18 protein-coding genes are annotated in these 15,852 nt (G+C 70.3%); 10 read left to right on the top strand and 8 right to left on the bottom strand.

Going from position 1 to position 15,852, the window contains the following annotated elements:
• Window positions 1–85: 85 nt before the first annotated feature.
• The 3 genes from AB0C33_RS21105 (at window position 86) to AB0C33_RS21095 (ending at window position 2,178) form a co-directional block, all read left to right on the top strand.
• Window positions 86–874 carry an ABC transporter ATP-binding protein gene (locus AB0C33_RS21105; protein ID WP_358290392.1) on the top strand — a complete coding sequence of 263 codons (789 nt, stop codon included), beginning with the start codon at window positions 86–88 and terminating at the stop codon, window positions 872–874.
• Between the two features lie 95 nt (window positions 875–969).
• The gene (locus tag AB0C33_RS21100) at window positions 970–1,896 is read left to right on the top strand and encodes an SPFH domain-containing protein (protein WP_358290389.1); all 927 of its coding nucleotides are present in this window, start codon (window positions 970–972) and stop codon (window positions 1,894–1,896) included.
• 51 nt (window positions 1,897–1,947) lie between these two features.
• Window positions 1,948–2,178, top strand: a complete 231-nt coding sequence (locus AB0C33_RS21095; RefSeq protein WP_352319104.1) for a hypothetical protein — start codon at window positions 1,948–1,950, stop codon at window positions 2,176–2,178.
• Here the strand turns inward: AB0C33_RS21095 and AB0C33_RS21090 are convergent.
• From AB0C33_RS21090 to AB0C33_RS21065, 6 genes are all read right to left on the bottom strand, one after another.
• Window positions 2,175–3,014, bottom strand: coding sequence for an NAD(P)H-binding protein (locus AB0C33_RS21090; protein ID WP_358290386.1), 840 nt, complete (start codon window positions 3,012–3,014; stop codon window positions 2,175–2,177). The two genes, AB0C33_RS21095 and AB0C33_RS21090, sit on opposite strands and share 4 nt — an antisense overlap.
• 29 nt (window positions 3,015–3,043) lie before the next feature.
• Window positions 3,044–3,865, bottom strand: coding sequence for a Rieske 2Fe-2S domain-containing protein (locus AB0C33_RS21085; RefSeq protein ID WP_358290383.1), 822 nt, complete (start codon window positions 3,863–3,865; stop codon window positions 3,044–3,046).
• Between the two features lie 120 nt (window positions 3,866–3,985).
• On the bottom strand, window positions 3,986–4,597 hold the full coding sequence (locus AB0C33_RS21080) for an HD domain-containing protein (protein ID WP_358290380.1): 612 nt from the start codon (window positions 4,595–4,597) through the stop codon (window positions 3,986–3,988).
• A 1-nt stretch (window position 4,598) separates the two neighbouring features.
• Window positions 4,599–6,815 carry a molybdopterin-dependent oxidoreductase gene (locus AB0C33_RS21075; protein ID WP_358290377.1) on the bottom strand — a complete coding sequence of 739 codons (2,217 nt, stop codon included), beginning with the start codon at window positions 6,813–6,815 and terminating at the stop codon, window positions 4,599–4,601.
• 119 nt (window positions 6,816–6,934) lie between these two features.
• A complete protein-coding gene (locus AB0C33_RS21070; RefSeq protein WP_358290374.1) occupies window positions 6,935–7,585 on the bottom strand; it encodes a hypothetical protein in 651 nt (216 codons plus the stop codon).
• Between the two features lies 1 nt (window position 7,586).
• Complete coding sequence (locus tag AB0C33_RS21065) at window positions 7,587–7,802, bottom strand: hypothetical protein (RefSeq protein WP_358290371.1); 216 nt, start codon at window positions 7,800–7,802, stop codon at window positions 7,587–7,589.
• 667 nt (window positions 7,803–8,469) lie between these two features.
• Between AB0C33_RS21065 and AB0C33_RS21060 the strand changes: the two genes are divergently transcribed.
• Window positions 8,470–9,333, top strand: coding sequence for a helix-turn-helix transcriptional regulator (locus tag AB0C33_RS21060; protein WP_352319091.1), 864 nt, complete (start codon window positions 8,470–8,472; stop codon window positions 9,331–9,333).
• 55 nt (window positions 9,334–9,388) lie between these two features.
• Complete coding sequence (locus tag AB0C33_RS21055; RefSeq protein WP_358290369.1) at window positions 9,389–9,610, top strand: DUF397 domain-containing protein; 222 nt, start codon at window positions 9,389–9,391, stop codon at window positions 9,608–9,610.
• Window positions 9,611–9,864: 254 nt separating this feature from the next.
• On the opposite strand, the gene AB0C33_RS21050 is transcribed toward AB0C33_RS21055, so the two are convergent.
• Complete coding sequence (locus tag AB0C33_RS21050; RefSeq protein ID WP_358290366.1) at window positions 9,865–11,274, bottom strand: MFS transporter; 1,410 nt, start codon at window positions 11,272–11,274, stop codon at window positions 9,865–9,867.
• A gap of 109 nt (window positions 11,275–11,383) precedes the next feature.
• On the opposite strand from AB0C33_RS21050, the gene AB0C33_RS21045 reads away from it, so the two are divergent.
• The 4 genes from AB0C33_RS21045 (at window position 11,384) to AB0C33_RS21030 (ending at window position 14,548) form a co-directional block, all read left to right on the top strand.
• Window positions 11,384–12,211: a helix-turn-helix transcriptional regulator gene (locus tag AB0C33_RS21045; protein WP_358290363.1), complete on the top strand. Its 828-nt coding sequence runs from the start codon at window positions 11,384–11,386 to the stop codon at window positions 12,209–12,211.
• A 59-nt stretch (window positions 12,212–12,270) separates the two neighbouring features.
• A complete protein-coding gene (locus AB0C33_RS21040) occupies window positions 12,271–13,344 on the top strand; it encodes a CapA family protein (RefSeq protein WP_358290361.1) in 1,074 nt (357 codons plus the stop codon).
• 41 nt (window positions 13,345–13,385) lie between these two features.
• A complete protein-coding gene (locus AB0C33_RS21035) occupies window positions 13,386–13,541 on the top strand; it encodes a hypothetical protein (RefSeq protein ID WP_358290359.1) in 156 nt (51 codons plus the stop codon).
• Window positions 13,542–13,879: 338 nt separating this feature from the next.
• The gene (locus AB0C33_RS21030; protein WP_358290356.1) at window positions 13,880–14,548 is read left to right on the top strand and encodes a TetR family transcriptional regulator; all 669 of its coding nucleotides are present in this window, start codon (window positions 13,880–13,882) and stop codon (window positions 14,546–14,548) included.
• Between the two features lie 190 nt (window positions 14,549–14,738).
• On the opposite strand, the gene AB0C33_RS21025 is transcribed toward AB0C33_RS21030, so the two are convergent.
• Window positions 14,739–15,032, bottom strand: coding sequence for a hypothetical protein (locus AB0C33_RS21025; RefSeq protein WP_358290353.1), 294 nt, complete (start codon window positions 15,030–15,032; stop codon window positions 14,739–14,741).
• 173 nt (window positions 15,033–15,205) lie between these two features.
• On the opposite strand from AB0C33_RS21025, the gene AB0C33_RS21020 reads away from it, so the two are divergent.
• Window positions 15,206–15,736: a tetratricopeptide repeat protein gene (locus AB0C33_RS21020; protein ID WP_352357346.1), complete on the top strand. Its 531-nt coding sequence runs from the start codon at window positions 15,206–15,208 to the stop codon at window positions 15,734–15,736.
• Window positions 15,737–15,852: the final 116 nt, after the last annotated feature.

Below are 15,852 nucleotides of genomic sequence, written 5' to 3'. Positions count from 1 at the left end.
CCACGATAAGCGCTCGCCCTGCAATAGGTTTGTCCCCAGGGCGACTCCAAAGGTCCCCAGGGTGACTCCAAGGGAGGGAACGGGGATGGGTGGTCAGGTGCTGCGGCTCCAGGACGTCGCCGTCAGGCGCGACGGAGCGGCCCTGCTGCGCGGCATCGACTGGACGGTCAACGAGGACGAGCGCTGGGTCGTCATCGGTCCCAACGGCGCGGGCAAGACCACGTTGTTGCAGGTCGCCGCGACGTTGCTCTATCCGACCGAGGGCGTGGTCGAGGTGCTGGGGGAGCGGCTGGGGCAGACCGACGTGTTCGACCTGCGGCCGCGCATCGGGCTGGCGAGCGCCGCGCTGGCCGAGCGCATCCCGCCGGAGGAGAAGGTCATCGACCTCGTCCTGACCGCCTCGTACGCCATCATGGGCCGCTGGACGGAGGAGTACGACTCCAACGACGTGACCAGGGCCGTCGAGCTGATCGACATGATGGGTGCGGCCCACCTGATCAGGCGGCGGTTCGGCACCCTGTCGGAGGGCGAGCGCAAGCGGGTGCAGATCGCCCGCGCGCTCATGCCCGACCCGGAGATCCTCCTGCTCGACGAGCCGGCCGCCGGCCTCGACCTGGGCGGCCGGGAAGACCTGGTGCGCCGGCTGTCGGCGCTGGCCGGCGACTACCGCTCGCCGACGCTGGTGCTGGTGACGCATCACGTCGAGGAGGTGCCGAGCGGGTTCACGCACGGCCTGCTGCTGCGGCACGGGTCCGTGGTGGCGCAGGGGCCGCTCGACCACGTGATGACGGCCGACAACCTGTCCCGTACGTTCGGGGTGCCGCTGACGCTCGACCGGAGTGCCGAGGGCCGCTGGTACGCCCGGGCATACTGACCTCACTGGATCACCATTTATGCGGATATCGGTCGCCTAAAGGTGAAACGAAATATCATGCACCGAGTCGGTCCCCTCGACTCCGGAGCTTCGCCATGTCGACCGAGCAGCTCGTCGTCGCCCTCGTCGTGGTCGCGGCGATGGGCTTCGTGGTGGCCCGCAGCATCCGCATCATCCCGCAGGCCACGGCCGCCATCATCGAACGGCTGGGCCGCTACCACCGCACGCTGACGCCCGGCCTCAACATGGTGGTCCCGTTCGTCGACCGCATCAAGGACCTGATCGACCTGCGGGAACAGGTGGTCTCGTTCCCGCCGCAGCCGGTGATCACGTCCGACAACCTGGTGGTGTCGATCGACACGGTGATCTACTTCCAGGTCACCAACCCCAAGGCGGCCACGTACGAGATCGCGAACTTCCTGATCGGCGTCGAGCAGCTCACCGTCACCACGCTGCGCAACGTGGTCGGCGGCATGGACCTGGAACGCACGCTGACCTCGCGCGAGGAGATCAACACCGAGCTGCGCGGCAGCCTCGACGAGGCCACCGGCAAGTGGGGCATCCGGGTCAACAGGGTCGAGCTGAAGGCCATCGACCCGCCCGTCTCCATCCAGGACTCGATGGAGAAGCAGATGCGCGCCGACCGGGACAAGCGCGCCGCCGTGCTGGCCGCCGAGGGGCAGCGCCAGGCGGCGATCCTGGCCGCCGAGGGCGACAAGCAGGCCGCCGTGCTGCGCGCCAGGGGCGAGGCGGAGGCCGCCGTGCTGCGGGCGCAGGCGGACGCCGAGGCCCAGGCCATGCGCGCCAAGGGCCAGGCGGACGCGATCGGCATGGTCTTCAAGGCCATCCACGACGGGAAGCCCGACCAGCGACTGCTGGCCTACCACTACCTCCAGACCCTGCCCGAGATCGCCAAGGGCGACGCCAACAAGGTCTGGATCGTGCCCTCGGAGATGGGCAAGGTGCTGGAAGGGCTGGGCGGGCTGTTCGCCCCGCCCGCGCCGAAGAACCCCGAGGAATAACTCAAACACATGTACGGATAAATACCGGCTCAAGTGGGTATAAATCAGTACATGAAGGGTGATCGGGTGGAGATCGTCATCGACGCGGGCGGCTCCCCGCGAACCTACGAGGTCACGGCCACCCGCGCGGGCCGGCGCGTCGAGGTGGCCAACCGGCGCGGGCTGGTGGAGGTGAGCGAGGTCACCCGGAGCGGCACGCCGGTGCGCACGGCCCGCTTCATGTCCAGCCGGATCCTCGCCCTCGTGGAGCATCCGGCCGACGAAGCCGCAGGCGACGACTAGCGGAAGTCCGCCACGTGGTCCTCGGCCCACTGGCGGAAGGTCAGCGCGGGCCGGCCGAGCAGCCGCTCCACCGTGTCGGTCACCCGCTCGGGGTTGTGCACCGCCGCCCCCCAGCCCTTCAGCGCGGCCTCCACGAACCCGGGATCGCCCCAGGCGGCCGTCAGGTGCGCGCGGGCCTCGTCCAGCGGCTGCTCCTCCCAGCGCACCTCGTGCCCGGCCACCTCGCCGATGATCCGCACCTGCTCGGCCTGGGTGAGCTGTTCGGGGCCGGAGAGCACGTACTTGCCGCCCGTGTGGCCGGCCGAGGTGAGCACGTGCGCGGCCACCGCGGCGATGTCCTTCTCGTGGATCAGCGCCCTGACCGCCTGCCCGAACGGCCAGCGCACGACGCCCTGCCGGATCTGGGCGGCCCAGCCCAGCGTGTTGGCGGCGAAGCCGCCGGGCCGCAGGAACGTCCAGGCCAGGCCGGAATGCCGGATCAGCCGCTCGACACTCTGGTGGAACAGCGTCGGCTCCTCGCCGTCGGCCAGGTCCTCGACGTCGGCGGACAGGTAGACCACGCGGCGGGCGTGCCTGGCGAGGGCCGTCACCGCGCCCGCGGTCGCCGCCTCGGAGTAGCCGGGCCACAGCAGGAAGACGCTCTCGACGTCCCGCAACGCCGGTTCAAGGGTCTCGGGCACGGTCAGGTCGCCGCGCACCGCCTCCACGCCCTCGGGGAGCCGGGCCTTGTCGGGGTTCCTGACCAGCGCCCGCACGTCCAGGCCCGCCTCCGCGAGCTGGGAGACCACATGTTTGCCCACATTGCCGGTCGCGCCGGTCACCAGAATTTTGCTCATGGCCCCGACGGTAGGACCTCAAGTTAAGTTCAGGTCAATCCCGGCCGTACCTGGATCGTGCCGTCGCGGCGGACGCGGGTCTCGAACATGGGCGCGGGCGCGGTCGCGGGACCGTGCTTCACCGAGCCGTCGGCCAGCCGGAACGTGCTGCTGTGCCACGGGCAGACCACGCACGCCTCGCCGTCCTCCATGACCAGCCGGCCCTGGTGCAGCGGGCCGGCCAGGTGCGGGCAGCGGTCGGCCAGCACGGTCACCCCGTCGCCCTGGCGCAGCACGAAGAGCTGGATGTAGCCGAGCCGGCGCGCGACCGGCCTGCCGTCGGGCAGGTCCTTGAGCGGGCACAGGTCGTGCCAGCCCAGCGGTACGAGATGGGCGACCTGCGGCGCGTGGTTGGCCCCCGCGGCCTGCCGGTAGGCCATGTGGCCGCCGAGGTAGCCGCCCAGCCCGCCCAGCCCGAGCCCGACGTAGGACAACACGCGCCCGGCCCGCTCGGCGCCGCGCAGCCGGGCCACCAGCGAGGCCGACATCAGGCCCAGGGCGGTCATGTTGGCGGCCATGTGCACGAAGCCCACGCGCTGCTGCTCGCGGTGGAGCGAGGACCAGTCGGTCAGCCCGGCCGCCGCCGTGGGCAGCGCGTTGACGATGCCCGTGGCCAGGAGCAGCCTGCTCGCCCTGGGGTCGGCGTGGGCCAGGTCGAGCACGGCGGCCGACAGCCAGCAGCCGAGCGTGACCGTGGCCAGCGGCGGGTGCAGCGGTTTCCCCGTGGGCACGCCGTGCAGCAGGTCGCGCAGAGTGCCCTGACGCAGGCGCTCGCGGACGACTTTGGCCAGCCCCCGGATCGGTTTGTCCATCGCCTTCGACTTCTCAAGTCGATCGGCGAGGTCAACCGGACCGACGAAACCCCGCAATTGCCGACGTCTCGCTCGCACTGTCTCTTTCACGACAAGTCCCCTACCCCGGCCTTGACGGGATCACTCGGAGAGGTGTCCCCTGGCCACGGAGAGTTCTACCAGCTCCAGCGCGTACGCGCCGAGAGAGGCCGATCCCTCCTGGATGATCCGCACCTTCTCCCTGACCTCGCCGGCCGTCACCTTGAACAGCGGCCACGTGCCGCCCTCGGTGTGGTGGTTGGCCAGGATCGGCGCGAACCGGTCGAGCGCCTTGGCGAACCTGGCCTCCGGCGTCCGCCTGGCCTCGAACTCGTCCCAGAGCTCCCGCAGCCGGGCGCCCTGCTCCGCGGGGAGCAGGCCGAAGATGCGGTCGGCCGCGGCGGTCTCGGCGGCGGCCTGGGCGGCGACCGCCACGTGGTCGTAGACGAAGGTGTCGCCGGCGTCGATCTCGACCAGGTCGTGCACGAGTAACATCGCCACCACCCGCTGGAGGTCCGTTCCGGGCGGGGCGTGCTCGCCGAGGACCATCGCCAGCGTGCCCACGTACCAGGAGTGCTCGGCGGAGTTCTCCCGCCGCGACCCGTCGATCAGATGGTTGCGGCGGATGATCCGCTTCAACTTGTCGATCTCGACGGCGAACGCGATCTGGGCGTACAGGCGGTCCTCTTCTGGCGCGATAGTCACGCGCGACACCCTAATGTGCGGTGATCACCCCGGTTGGTGAAATCGTGACCGGAACTCCGTTGAACACTGCGTTACCACTTGGGATATCCAGGGCGGATTCGTCCGTCAGCACGTTCGTGTTGACACCGGCGTGTTGGGCCGCCACCTGCTGCGTGCTGCCCGCGTGCCCCCAGCCGTGCGGCAGGCTCACCACGCCCGGCATGATCGTGTCGGTGGGCTCCAGCGTCACCGTGAGACTTCCGGTGGCCGAGGTGACCACGGCCTGGCCGGCCAGGCCCAGCCTGGCCACGTCGGCGGGGTTGATCTGCAGCGTGCAGGTGTTGGTGCCGCCGACCAGCGGGCCCACGTTGTGCAGCCAGCTGTTGTTGGAGCGCAGGTGCCGCCGCCCGATCAGCACGATGTCCGGCGGCTCCGCCGCCAGCCCGCCGCGCAGGCGCTCGACGTCGTCGAGGAGCTGCGGCGGGGCCAGCTCGATCACGCCGGAGGCGGTCTTCAGCACCTCGGGCAGCCGGGGCTCCAGCGCGCCGAGGTCCAGGCCGTGCGGGTGGTCGAGCAGCTTGCGCAGCGACAGGTCGCCCTTGCCGGCCCATTCGCCGTACGGGCCGAGCCGGAGCATGAGGTCCAGCCTGCGTTCGGCGCCCGTCTCGCCCTCCAGCGCGGCCCGCAGCGCGGCCACGTCGTGTCCCTCGACGCCGGAGCCGGGCGTCTGCACGGCCTTGCGCAGCATCTCGCCGATCAGGAACTCGTCCAGGTCCGCTGCCGGGCCGTCCGGCCCTGCCGGCCCGTCCAGGCCGGACGCGATCACGGCCAGTCCGGCCAGGATCCGGGCCTCGCTGGGCCGTCCGTCCAGCGGCAGCGCGGGGCGCGAGTAACGGGCGTAGTTGCGTACGGCGAATCCGAGCAGCGCGAAGTCGTAGTGGCCCGACTGCAGCACGCGCGGCGGCGGCAGGATCACGTGCGCGTGCCGGGTGGTCTCGTTCAGGTACGGATCGACGCTCACCATGAAGTCGAGCCCGGCGAAGGCCGCCTCCAGCCGGTCGCCGTGCGGCGCGGACAACACCGGGTTGCCCGCGATCGTGACCAGCATCCTGACCTGGCCCTCGCCCGGCGTCTCGATCTCGTCGGCCAGCGTGGCCACGGGCAGCTCGCCGTTGGCCTCGGGCAGCCCCCGCACCCGGCTGCGCCACCGGCCCACCGCGTACGGCCGCCGCCGCGCCCCGAACTCGGTCGCCGGCTTGGGGAACATGGCCCCGCCGGGCCGGTCGAGGTTGCCGGTGAGCACGTTGAGCACGTCCACGAGCCACTGGGCCAGCGTGCCGAGCTCGGTCGTGCACGTGCCCATCCGGGCGTACACGGCGGCCGTCCGCGCGCCGGCCAGCTCCCTGGCCAGCCGGACGATCGTCGCGGCCGGCACGCCGGTACGCCGGGAGACCGCCTCCGGCGGGAAGTGCTTGGCCGCCTCGCGCACCTCGGCCAGCCCGTTGACCTCGTGCCACGGCCTGGCCAGGTCCTCGGCGAACAGCGTGTGCACGATCCCGAACAGCAGGTACGCGTCCGAGCCCGGCCGGACGAAGACGTGCTCGTCGGCCAGCGCCGCCGTCCTGGTCCGGCGCGGGTCCACCACGACGAGCCTGCCGCCGCGCCGGCGCAGGGCCTTCAGCCGGCCGGGGAAGTCGGGGGCGGTGCACAGCGAGCCGTTCGACTCCAGCGGGTTGGCGCCCAGCATCAGCAGGAAGTCGGTCCGGTCCAGGTCGGGCACCGGGACGGCCAGCGGGTGGCCGAACATCAGGCCGCTGGCGACGTGCTTGGGCATCTGGTCGGCGGTGGCGGCGGTGAAGACGTTCCGGGTGCCGAGCGCCTTGACCAGCGGCCCGGCGTAGAGGCCGCCGGCCATCGTGTGGGCGTTGGGGTTGCCCAGGTAGACCGCCACCGACCGGCGTCCGTGCCGCTCGGTGACGCGGGCCAGGCCCTGCCGGACGGCCTCGAACGCCTCCTCCCAGCTCGCCTCGCGCCACTGGTCGCCCTCGCGGATCAGCGGCTCGCGCAGGCGGTCGGGGTCCTCGTCGAGGCGGCCCAGGCTCGCGCCCTTGGGGCAGATGAACCCCTTGCTGAACGGGTCGTCCCGGTCGCCGCGGACGCCGGTGACGTGGCCGCCGTCGTCGAGGGTGAGCGTCAGGCCGCAGACGGCCTCGCAGAGGGGACAGGTGCGGTGGACGGTCGAGGTCATCGCGACTCCTGAGTTCGCCAGGTGAACTCATCTTGGCCCGTCCCGTCCGCATGGGGAAGCCCCGGGAGCCCCCGCGGTCCCCGGGGCCGTTCCTAGGGAGATGTCCCGCTTTCCCTAGGTCATCGGACGACCTGCGGCAACGCCGGCGACGTGCGCAGATCGTGCGGCTCCTCAAGGCCGGACCGCAGCGGCGTCCAGGAGCGGCGGCCGTACAGGCGGTCCAGGCCGGGAGCGGTCACGCCGGGCAGCTCGTCCCGCCGGACGATCTCCACCAGCAGCAGGTGGGCCCGGTCGCGGTGCCTGTGGACGGTCGCGCTCCTGGCCCAGCAGGCCGCCGCGATCTCCTCGGCGTACGCGTCGAACTCCTCGGCCGAGATACCCGCCCGCGTCATGACCAGCGCCTTCTCACCCCTGGCCGACGGCGTGATCCAGAGCACCAGCGGGATCCGTCCCGACCGGGTGTGCATGGTCGTCTCCAGGCAGACCCGCTGCAGGCGGTGGCGGGAGACCACGCACCAGAAGTGGGCCAGGGCCCGGTTGCGGCCGGCCCTGGTGGCGGCGGGCACGGAGACGGCGCTGCTCAGCAGGACGAACGGCACCCAGTGGCCGCCCCGCGCGGCGGCCGACAGTGCCAGGACCAACAGCCCCAGCCCGCCGAGCGCCATGAGCTCGCTGCGGACGCGCCAGATCCGCGTCAGCGGGCCCCCGCCGCCCGCGCCCGGGAGGTCCTCGACGGCCGGGTAGATCTGGTTGCGCGGGTTCCTCGACACGTCAGGACACCTCCTCGGGCACCCGTGACGCCACCGTGAGCTGGTCGAAGCGCGGGTCGCGGTAGGCGCGGGCGCCGAAGCCCGTCCTGGTGACCGTCCAGCCCCGGTAGATGGCGAACTCGTCCGGCTCCATGCAGATCTCGCGGTCCGTCCATGCGATCAGATCCCGGATCCGGGACTTGATTCGGCCGAGCCCCTTGGTACCTTGTGAGTACATAGAAGACCCCTTTCGCGGCATTTCCAGAGGTGGCTTCTTCGCCGGGTCGCAGGTCGGGTCCCGTCCCGCCGCAGGGTGGCAGCCCATATGCGGCGAACGCGGATCCGGTCTCGGCCCGGCAATTTCTTCGTGCTCCGATGAGCGACACGCTTTTCAGGCGATGGGACGGTCCTTCCGGCAAGCGGCCTCCCTTGGGTGGACATTCGTATCCGGGACGGCTCCGTTGCCGGTGAGGCGGCCCTCGCACGGGCGCCCGATCGTGAGCGGAGAGCCCGACGTGCGGGGCCGTTTCGTCATCCCGGCCTCCCCTCGTCGGACGAGAACCCTCCTGGCTCGATCGTCCTCCGCGTTCGGTGATGCTGCAATACATCGAGCAAGGGAAGAATTAAGTTTCTTCGCAGATTGCCGTTCTAGTTGCTGTGCAACTTGCACGCGTTCTGTCGGGGGCACACGAGACCTCCGGGAGGGCCGTAAATCCTCCTCCTGACCTCTATACCTACGTGAAGCATTGTCTTGCTCCCACGCTCTCTCCGTGAAAGCCTTCGGGCAACCCCATGCGGCAGAGTTCGTGCAAGTTGCAGTGTAAGATTGAGTGAACGGCCCACAAACCGGGTTGCCAAACGATCCGTTCCCGCCACACCTTCATTCCCGACAAGGAGAGTGGACGGTGCCATCGCAGCAGGGCAGTCCGACAGTGCGCAGGCTCCGCCTAGGCCAGGAGTTGCGCCTCCTTCGCGAACGACGGAAGTTCACCGGGGCCCGGGCGGCGCGCGAGCTCGGCTGGTCGGCCAGCAAGGTCAGCCGCATCGAAGCCGCGAAGACCATGCCCAGCGCCGCCGACATCAAGGCGTTGGGCGAGCTCTACAGCCTCGACGGCGACAGACTTGACGAACTCTTCGGCCTCCTGCGAGATGCGGAGCAGCGTGGGTGGTGGGAAGATTATGAAGACTCCCTTCCCGAGGAGTACATCAGGCTTCTCGGGCTGGAGGCGGAGGCGACGGTTCAGCGCAACTGGGAACCCCAGTTGGTGTCCGGTCTCCTCCAGACCGAGGACTACGCGCGAGAGGTCATCCTCTCCGCGCGCGGAATCGTCCGGATCACGCACAGCGGCGTGCGCAGTCGCGTCGAGGCCCGCCTCGACCGGCAGCAACGGGTTCTGCACCGGCCCGATCCCTGCCGCCTCAACGTGGTGCTCGACGAAGCGGTGCTGATGCGGCGCTTCGGGGAGCCCTCGGTCATGCGGGAGCAGATGGAACACCTCATCGAGGTCTCCCTGTTGCCGCACGTCAACGTCCGGGTGTTGCCGCTGGACTCGCTCCATCCGGTCAATACCGGGGCGTTCATTCACCTGAAGTTCACCGGTTTCGACGATGTCGTCTATTTGGAGCACTTGTACACCGCTCACTTCGTAGAGGACCTCGAACGAGTCGCCGGTTATGAGAACGCTTTTGACCACATGTGGGCAGAGGCGCTCGACGAGGACGAATCCCGCGTACTCATCCAACGCAAAGCCATGTTGTGGCGGCGCTAGAGCGCGGTCTCAGTAGGCGGGCAATGGGGCCCGCTTATATCCTTTTGGGGAGAAAATGCACACCAGTACGATCCCGAGCTGGCGAAAGAGCACCTTCTGTAATGGTGCGACCGCTTGTGTCGAGGTTGCTCCGCTGGCAGACGGCAACGTCGCCCTGCGGGACAGCAAGGTGGAGGACGGCCCCGTGCTCGTCTTCACGCCGTCCGAGTGGGCCGCCTTCACGGCCGGCGTGCGCGACGGTGAGTTCGACCTGGACTCCCTGGCCGCCAGCGCGTGAAAAGCGGCCCTGGCGCGTTGGTGGCACAACCTCTAGCCCAGGGCCGCTCCGGACGAGGCCGAGACGGCCACGACCGTACTTCGGTCGCCCAGCTTGTGAGCAGTGAAGACGCCTGCATCATCGCATGAGGATCACCCGGGTGATCAAGGTCTGCGCCCGCCCGAGGTGACGAACGGCCCTGGCCCTTGCGCCGCCGAGCCCCAGGGCCCCTCCCTCCCCGAAGCATCGCGTACGCCCGTGCACCGGACCGACGGTCAGCGCGTGGCCCGGCGGCGGATCAGGAAGAGGCTGCTCAGGCCCGCCAGGACGGCCAGGCCCGCCATCGCGACGGCGGCCATGAGGGAGGCCGAGACGGTGCCGTGGCCCTGGCTCAGCGAGATGAACAGGGTGCCCACGGTCGAGACGCCGATGACCTGGCCGAGCTGCATCACGGTGAGCAGCGCGCCGCTCGCGTCCGCCGCGTACGCGCCGTCCACCTGCTCGGTCGCCATGTTGGTCACCGCCACCTGCACGCCGAGCCCGGCGCCGATGAGGGCGCTCATGACGGCGTACAGGACGCCGCCGTCGGCGGCGAGGCCGAGGCCGAGGTAGGCGGGCGCGGCCACCACGTAGCCGACCGGGACGAGCGGGCGCTGCAGCCCCGCCGGCAGCCGCGGCCACAGCAGGCCGACGATGCCGAAGGCGAGCGCGCACGGCACCAGCATCATGCCCGAGCCGAGCGGGGACAGGTGCAGGTCGCCCTGGAGGTGCAGGGCCGAGGTGAACAGGAACGCGCCCCACGTCGCCGGCCCGAACAGCAGGATCGCCAGGCCGGGACGCATGCCCGGCGCGGCCAGCACCTTGGCGTCCACCAGCGGACGCCCGCCCCGGCCGGTCACCCAGCGCTCGACCCGGACGAACGCCACGAACATCACGACACTGAGCCCCATCGACACCCAGCCCCAGACGGGCCAGCCCAGGTCACGTCCGAGCACCAGCGGCACCACGAACAGCAGCACGGCCGCCGACAGAGTCACCAGGCCCCACGGGTCGAGCCCGGTCCTGCCGCCGCCCTCGTCGGCGGGCAGGGCGCGGAACCCGATGCCGAGCAGCACCGCCCCGACCGGCACGAGCACCAGGAACACCACCCGCCAGCCGGCGCCGAAACCGAGCAGGATGCCGCCGAGCGCCTGGCCCACGACGATGCCGCCGCTGATCACCAGTGACCAGAGCCCGATCGCCCGTCCGCGGGCCGCGCCCTGGTAGTTGCGCTGGATCAGGGTCAGCACCTGCGGCATCATCATGGCCGCGCCAGCGCCCTGGGCGAGGCGGAAGCCGATCAGCCAGCCCGTCGAGGGCGCGAGACCGGCGCCGAGCGTGGTGACGGTGAACACGGCCAGACCGCCGAGGAAGGCGTTGCGATAACCGAAGAGGTCGCCGATCCGGGCGCCGGTGATCAAGAGGACGGCATAGACAATGGTGTAACCGGCGACGATCATCTGCAGCCCCGCGCCGGAGGAGTGCAGGTCCGCCTCGATGGTCGGGGTGGCCACGTTGACGATGTTGACGTTGAGGATGGCCAGGAACTGCCCGACGAGGATCACTGCGAGGAGCAGACCGCTGGCCTTGGCCCTGTCCGGTGGGGTGACCTGGACAGGAGTGGTGACAGTGGCGGATTCGGTCATGTGTTTCATTATTGTGCGAATCCGATACCAGTAACGAGAGTCCCTTTATACTGGTATTGGCGGCACCTGGATAAGTGTGCGCGGATGCCCCCATAGTGGAGGTGTGACCGTGACCGAGGCAAGACGTACGGATCTGGCGGCGTTCCTCCGGACCCGCCGGGAGCGCATCACCCCCGAGATGGTGAACCTCGCGCCGGGCCCCCGCAGGCGTACGCCGGGGCTGCGCCGCGAGGAGGTCGCCCAGCTCGCCGGGGTGGGCGTCACCTGGTACACGTGGCTGGAGCAGGGCCGGCCGATCAACGTCAGCGGCCAGGTGATCGACGCCGTCGCCCGTACGCTCATGCTGGACAACGCCGAGCGTCAGCACCTCTACCGGCTCACCGGCCAGGCCGAGCCCCCCGCCGTCGCCGACGCCAGCCGCATGCCGCCCGAGATGCAGGGCATCCTCGACCAGCTCGGCGACATGCCCGCCTCCGTCACCAACAGCCGTTCTGACCTGCTGGCCTGGAACGCCGCCTACGCCACCCTGTTTCCGCACGTCGTCGAGGCCCCGGACGGCGAGCGGAACTCGTTGTGGCAGACGTTCGTCAACACGCACGCCGCGACCACCCTCGTCAACCGCGAGTCGGAGCTGCCGCGCGCGGTCGCGGTCTTCAGGGGCGCCTACAGCCGGCACGCCGACGACCCCTGCTGGCAGGACTTCGTGCGGCGGCTGAGCGCGGAGAGCGCCGAGTTCGCCCGCATGTGGGCCAGGCAGGACGTGGCCGAGCCGGGCCCCCGCGTGAAGGTCTTCAAGCACGAGGTCGCCGGCGACCTCCGCTTCAGCACGACCAGCCTGAACGTCTCCGCCACCCCGGAGACGCGGCTGATCGTCTACAGCCCCAAGGACGACGCCACCAGGTCCGCTTTGACCTGGTTGATGGGTACCAAGTCCTAATCCGCCGCCCATAGAATGCTCGATCCGTAAAAGTCTGGATCGAGCGGAAATGGCGGTAGATGAGACTCCCCCGTGTCCTACCGGTGCTGGTCGTCGCCGCCTCCCTCGCGGCATGTTCGTCGGCACCTGACAAAGAGCCGCAGAGCAAGCAGGTCGAGCAGCAGGCGGCCGGGTCGCCGAGCTCGAAGCCGAAGCCCGCGCGCCGGCCGTTCACCATCTCCTTCGGCGGCGACGTGCACTTCGAGGGCGTCCTGCGCGGCAGGCTCGCCAACCCGGGCACCGCCCTCGGACCCATCGCGAACGTGCTGCGCAAGGCCGACCTGACGATGGTCAACCTGGAGACCGCCATCACCACGGCCGGGACGCCCGCGCCCGGCAAGCAGTTCACCTTCCGCGCGCCGGCGACCGCGTTCAACGCGCTCAAGGCGGCCGGGGTGGACGTCGCGTCCATGGCCAACAACCACGGCATGGACTACATGGAGAGCGGCCTGGCCGACTCGCTGGCGGCCATCAAGCGCAGCAAGTTCCCCATCGTGGGCATCGGGGCGAACGCCGCGCAGGCCTACAAGCCCTTCCGCAGGACGGTGAACGGCAACCGGGTGGCGATCATCGGCGCGACGCAGGTGCTCGACGCCGAGTTCATCCAGTCGTGGACGGCCACGGCCGACAAGGGCGGACTGGCCTCGGCCAAGGACGAGGCGAGCCTGCTGAAGGCGGTACGCCAGGCGCGCAAGAACTCCGACACCGTCATCGTGCACCTGCACTGGGGCACCGAGATGCAGAAGTGCCCCAACGAGGCCCAGCGCTCGCTCGCCCCCAAGCTGGTCGCGGCGGGCGCCGACGTCGTGGTCGGCGGGCACGCGCACATCCTGCTCGGCGCCGGATACCTGGACAACGCCTACGTCAGCTACGGCATGGGCAACTTCGTGTTCTACAACTCCACCCCGGGCACCACGGGCAGGACGGGCGTGCTGACCTTGACGATCAACGGCCGCAAGGTGCTCAAGGACCAGTGGACCCCGGCCACGATCCAGGGCGGCATCCCCATCCCCATGACGGGCACGGCCAGGACCCAGGCCGTGAGCGACTGGAAGGCGCTGCGCGCGTGCTCGGGGCTGGCCGCGCGGCCATGATCGATCTATCGTCTGGACAGCCCGTCCAATAGGAGGTCGCCATGCGGCAGGTCGAGTCCGGCGGGGTGCGGCCGGCGGCGACCGCCCGGCGGGCCGGTCGGCCGTTGCGCCGCACGATCGAGGCCGGCCACTGGACGCAGCGCAGCCACCCGCGCGACGACGGCGCGGCCCGGCGTCGCCGATATCGCTCGAATTGAAGATTATTCGCGAAATATCGTCTCGCAATATAGTGTGCCGGGATTGTGTCGAACAATATGACGGTCCCCGTCGGGGAACGTTTATCGAACATATCATCGGCGGGGTGTTATCCGGGGCCTCGTCTCGCAGGAGCCGCGCCGGGCCACCAGGCGTCCGCGCTGGGCCGCGGGTCGCGCGGCGGGCCGGATTCGGCGCGCCGACCAGTACGGAAATTCGGTTATGCCGGCCCGTGGATTTCGCCACGGGCGGCCCGGCGGGCAGTCATCCGAGAAATCCCGCAAATGAGTAGGTAACGATCGTGCAGACGAGAGAAGATGAATCCGTGTCTTCGCCGCAAATGGATGATGACTGCGTCCACCCCAAAGCTCTCCGGCGGCAGCCGGCCCAACGCCGCAGCGCCCGGCGCGTCGAGCGCATGCTCGACGCCTGCGCCGAACTCCTCGACGAGACCGGCTACGAGGCCCTGTCCACCACCCGCATAGCCGAGCGGGCAGGCGTCGCGATCGGTTCGGTCTACCAGTTCTTCCCCGACAAGCGGGCCATCACCCAGGAGCTCACCCGGCGCAACGTCGAGCAGTTCGTGGCGCGGGTGGGGCTGCGGTTCATGGAGGAGGAGTACCGCGGCTGGTGGGAGGCCGTCGACGCGATCATCGACGAGTACGTCGACATGCACCGCACGGTCCCCGGCTTCCGGAGCCTGCACTTCGGCGACGTCGTCGACCTCAACCTGCTCGACTCCGACTCCGAGAACAACACGGTCATCGCGGGCAGGCTGCGCGGCCTGCTGCTCAAGGAGTTCGGCCTGGCCGACAGCGAGACGCTCGACCTGGCCGTGCTGGTCGCGGTCGAGGCCGGCGACGCGGTGCTCAAGCTGGCCTTCCGGCGCGACCCCGCCGGCGCGCCCGACATCATCGACGCCGCCAAGCACCTGATGCGGGGGTTCCTGTCGCGTCAGCTCAAGTCGTGGTCGCCGCACGTGCTGACCGAGGGCGAGGGGGGACGCTGACCGAGATCTGGGCATGACAGCGACGAGCGATCGTCACTGTCCGTCACGGGTCTTCCGGAGGTGAAGATGTACGATCTTCCGCCGTCCGCCTTCAAGCGCAGTGCCCCCTTCGACCCCCGCCACAGGCGTGGGCCGGTCCGCGTCGCGCTCGGGCTCGCCTGGGCCGTGCGGTCCGTGGTCGCCGGCCGGATCACCGGGCCGTACCGGCGATGACCGGCCGCCGGGCGCCGGGCGCGGCCCGCTGCCGCGCCTCGGGCACCTGCTGGATGCGCGGCGTCACCGGCGTACGCAGGCAGGGCAGGGGGAACGACACCGGCCGGACGTCCCGGGCCTGCCGGACGTCGAGCCTGGCCTGCAGCGCGTGCAGGTTGCGTTCGGCCGTGCGGATCGCCTCCAGACGGGCCGACAGGTACCCCGCCACGCCGGGCCCGAGGGCCGAGAGAACGACGGCGCAAGCCAGCGTGAAGGTCATCTGCCTGGACATGCCCATTACAGCCCCCTCCGCCCGCGTACCGCAAAGCATGCCGTATATGCCCGCTGACCTGCGCATACACGCGCAGCGTGACCAGCCTTGGACGAGACGTTGCCGAATTTGCATGTGACCGGCGATGCGCATTGACCGGGCAAACCGCCTGGCGGCTCGGTAGTCTCGCGGGTGTGGCGCATGTGACCCGAGAGCACCTTGATCGTCTGCTGGAGCAGGCCCTGCTGGCCGACGACCACAGTTCCTTGGCCAGTCGGCTGTACGACGTCGCGCTCGGTTATTCGTCCGGCGACGTCTCCAGGGCGTCCATCCTCGTCCTGGCCGCCGAGGAGTGGCGAGCGGCGGGACAGCCCGCACGCGCGATGGAGTGTTTCCAGCGCGCCGTGGAGGACGGCGGCGACGCGGGCTTCGACCCGCGCGCGGGCATCGCCGACACCCTCTTCGAGCTCGAACGGCCCGACGAGGCCCGGGAGCTCATCGAGACCATCCGCGCGGAGGGCGACGTCTCCACGGCGACGGCCCACACCATCGCGGAGACCCTGGTCGCCTACGGCGATCTGCGGGGCGGCCTCGAATGGGCCACCCAGGCCGTGCTGGGCTGCGAGGAGGGCGACCCCGAGCAGGTGGCGCTGCTGCGGACGCGATACCGGATCAGGGTCGACCTCGGCCTTCCGGAGGACGAGCTCGACGAGCTCGTCTCCTAGTCGCGGGGGCCGGCCGGCGGGCCCCCGCGCGGGGCCCGGCTTGTCGCGTGCCCGCGAAGCCGGGCCGGAGGGGCCGCGACAGTGCGCGGCCACGGCCCCTCCGGTTGAGGAAGCCG

The sequence above is a fragment of the Nonomuraea sp. NPDC048881 genome, from assembly GCF_040649795.1.
Lineage (GTDB): Bacteria > Actinomycetota > Actinomycetes > Streptosporangiales > Streptosporangiaceae > Nonomuraea.
This window is presented reverse-complemented; position numbering and strand designations above follow the sequence as displayed.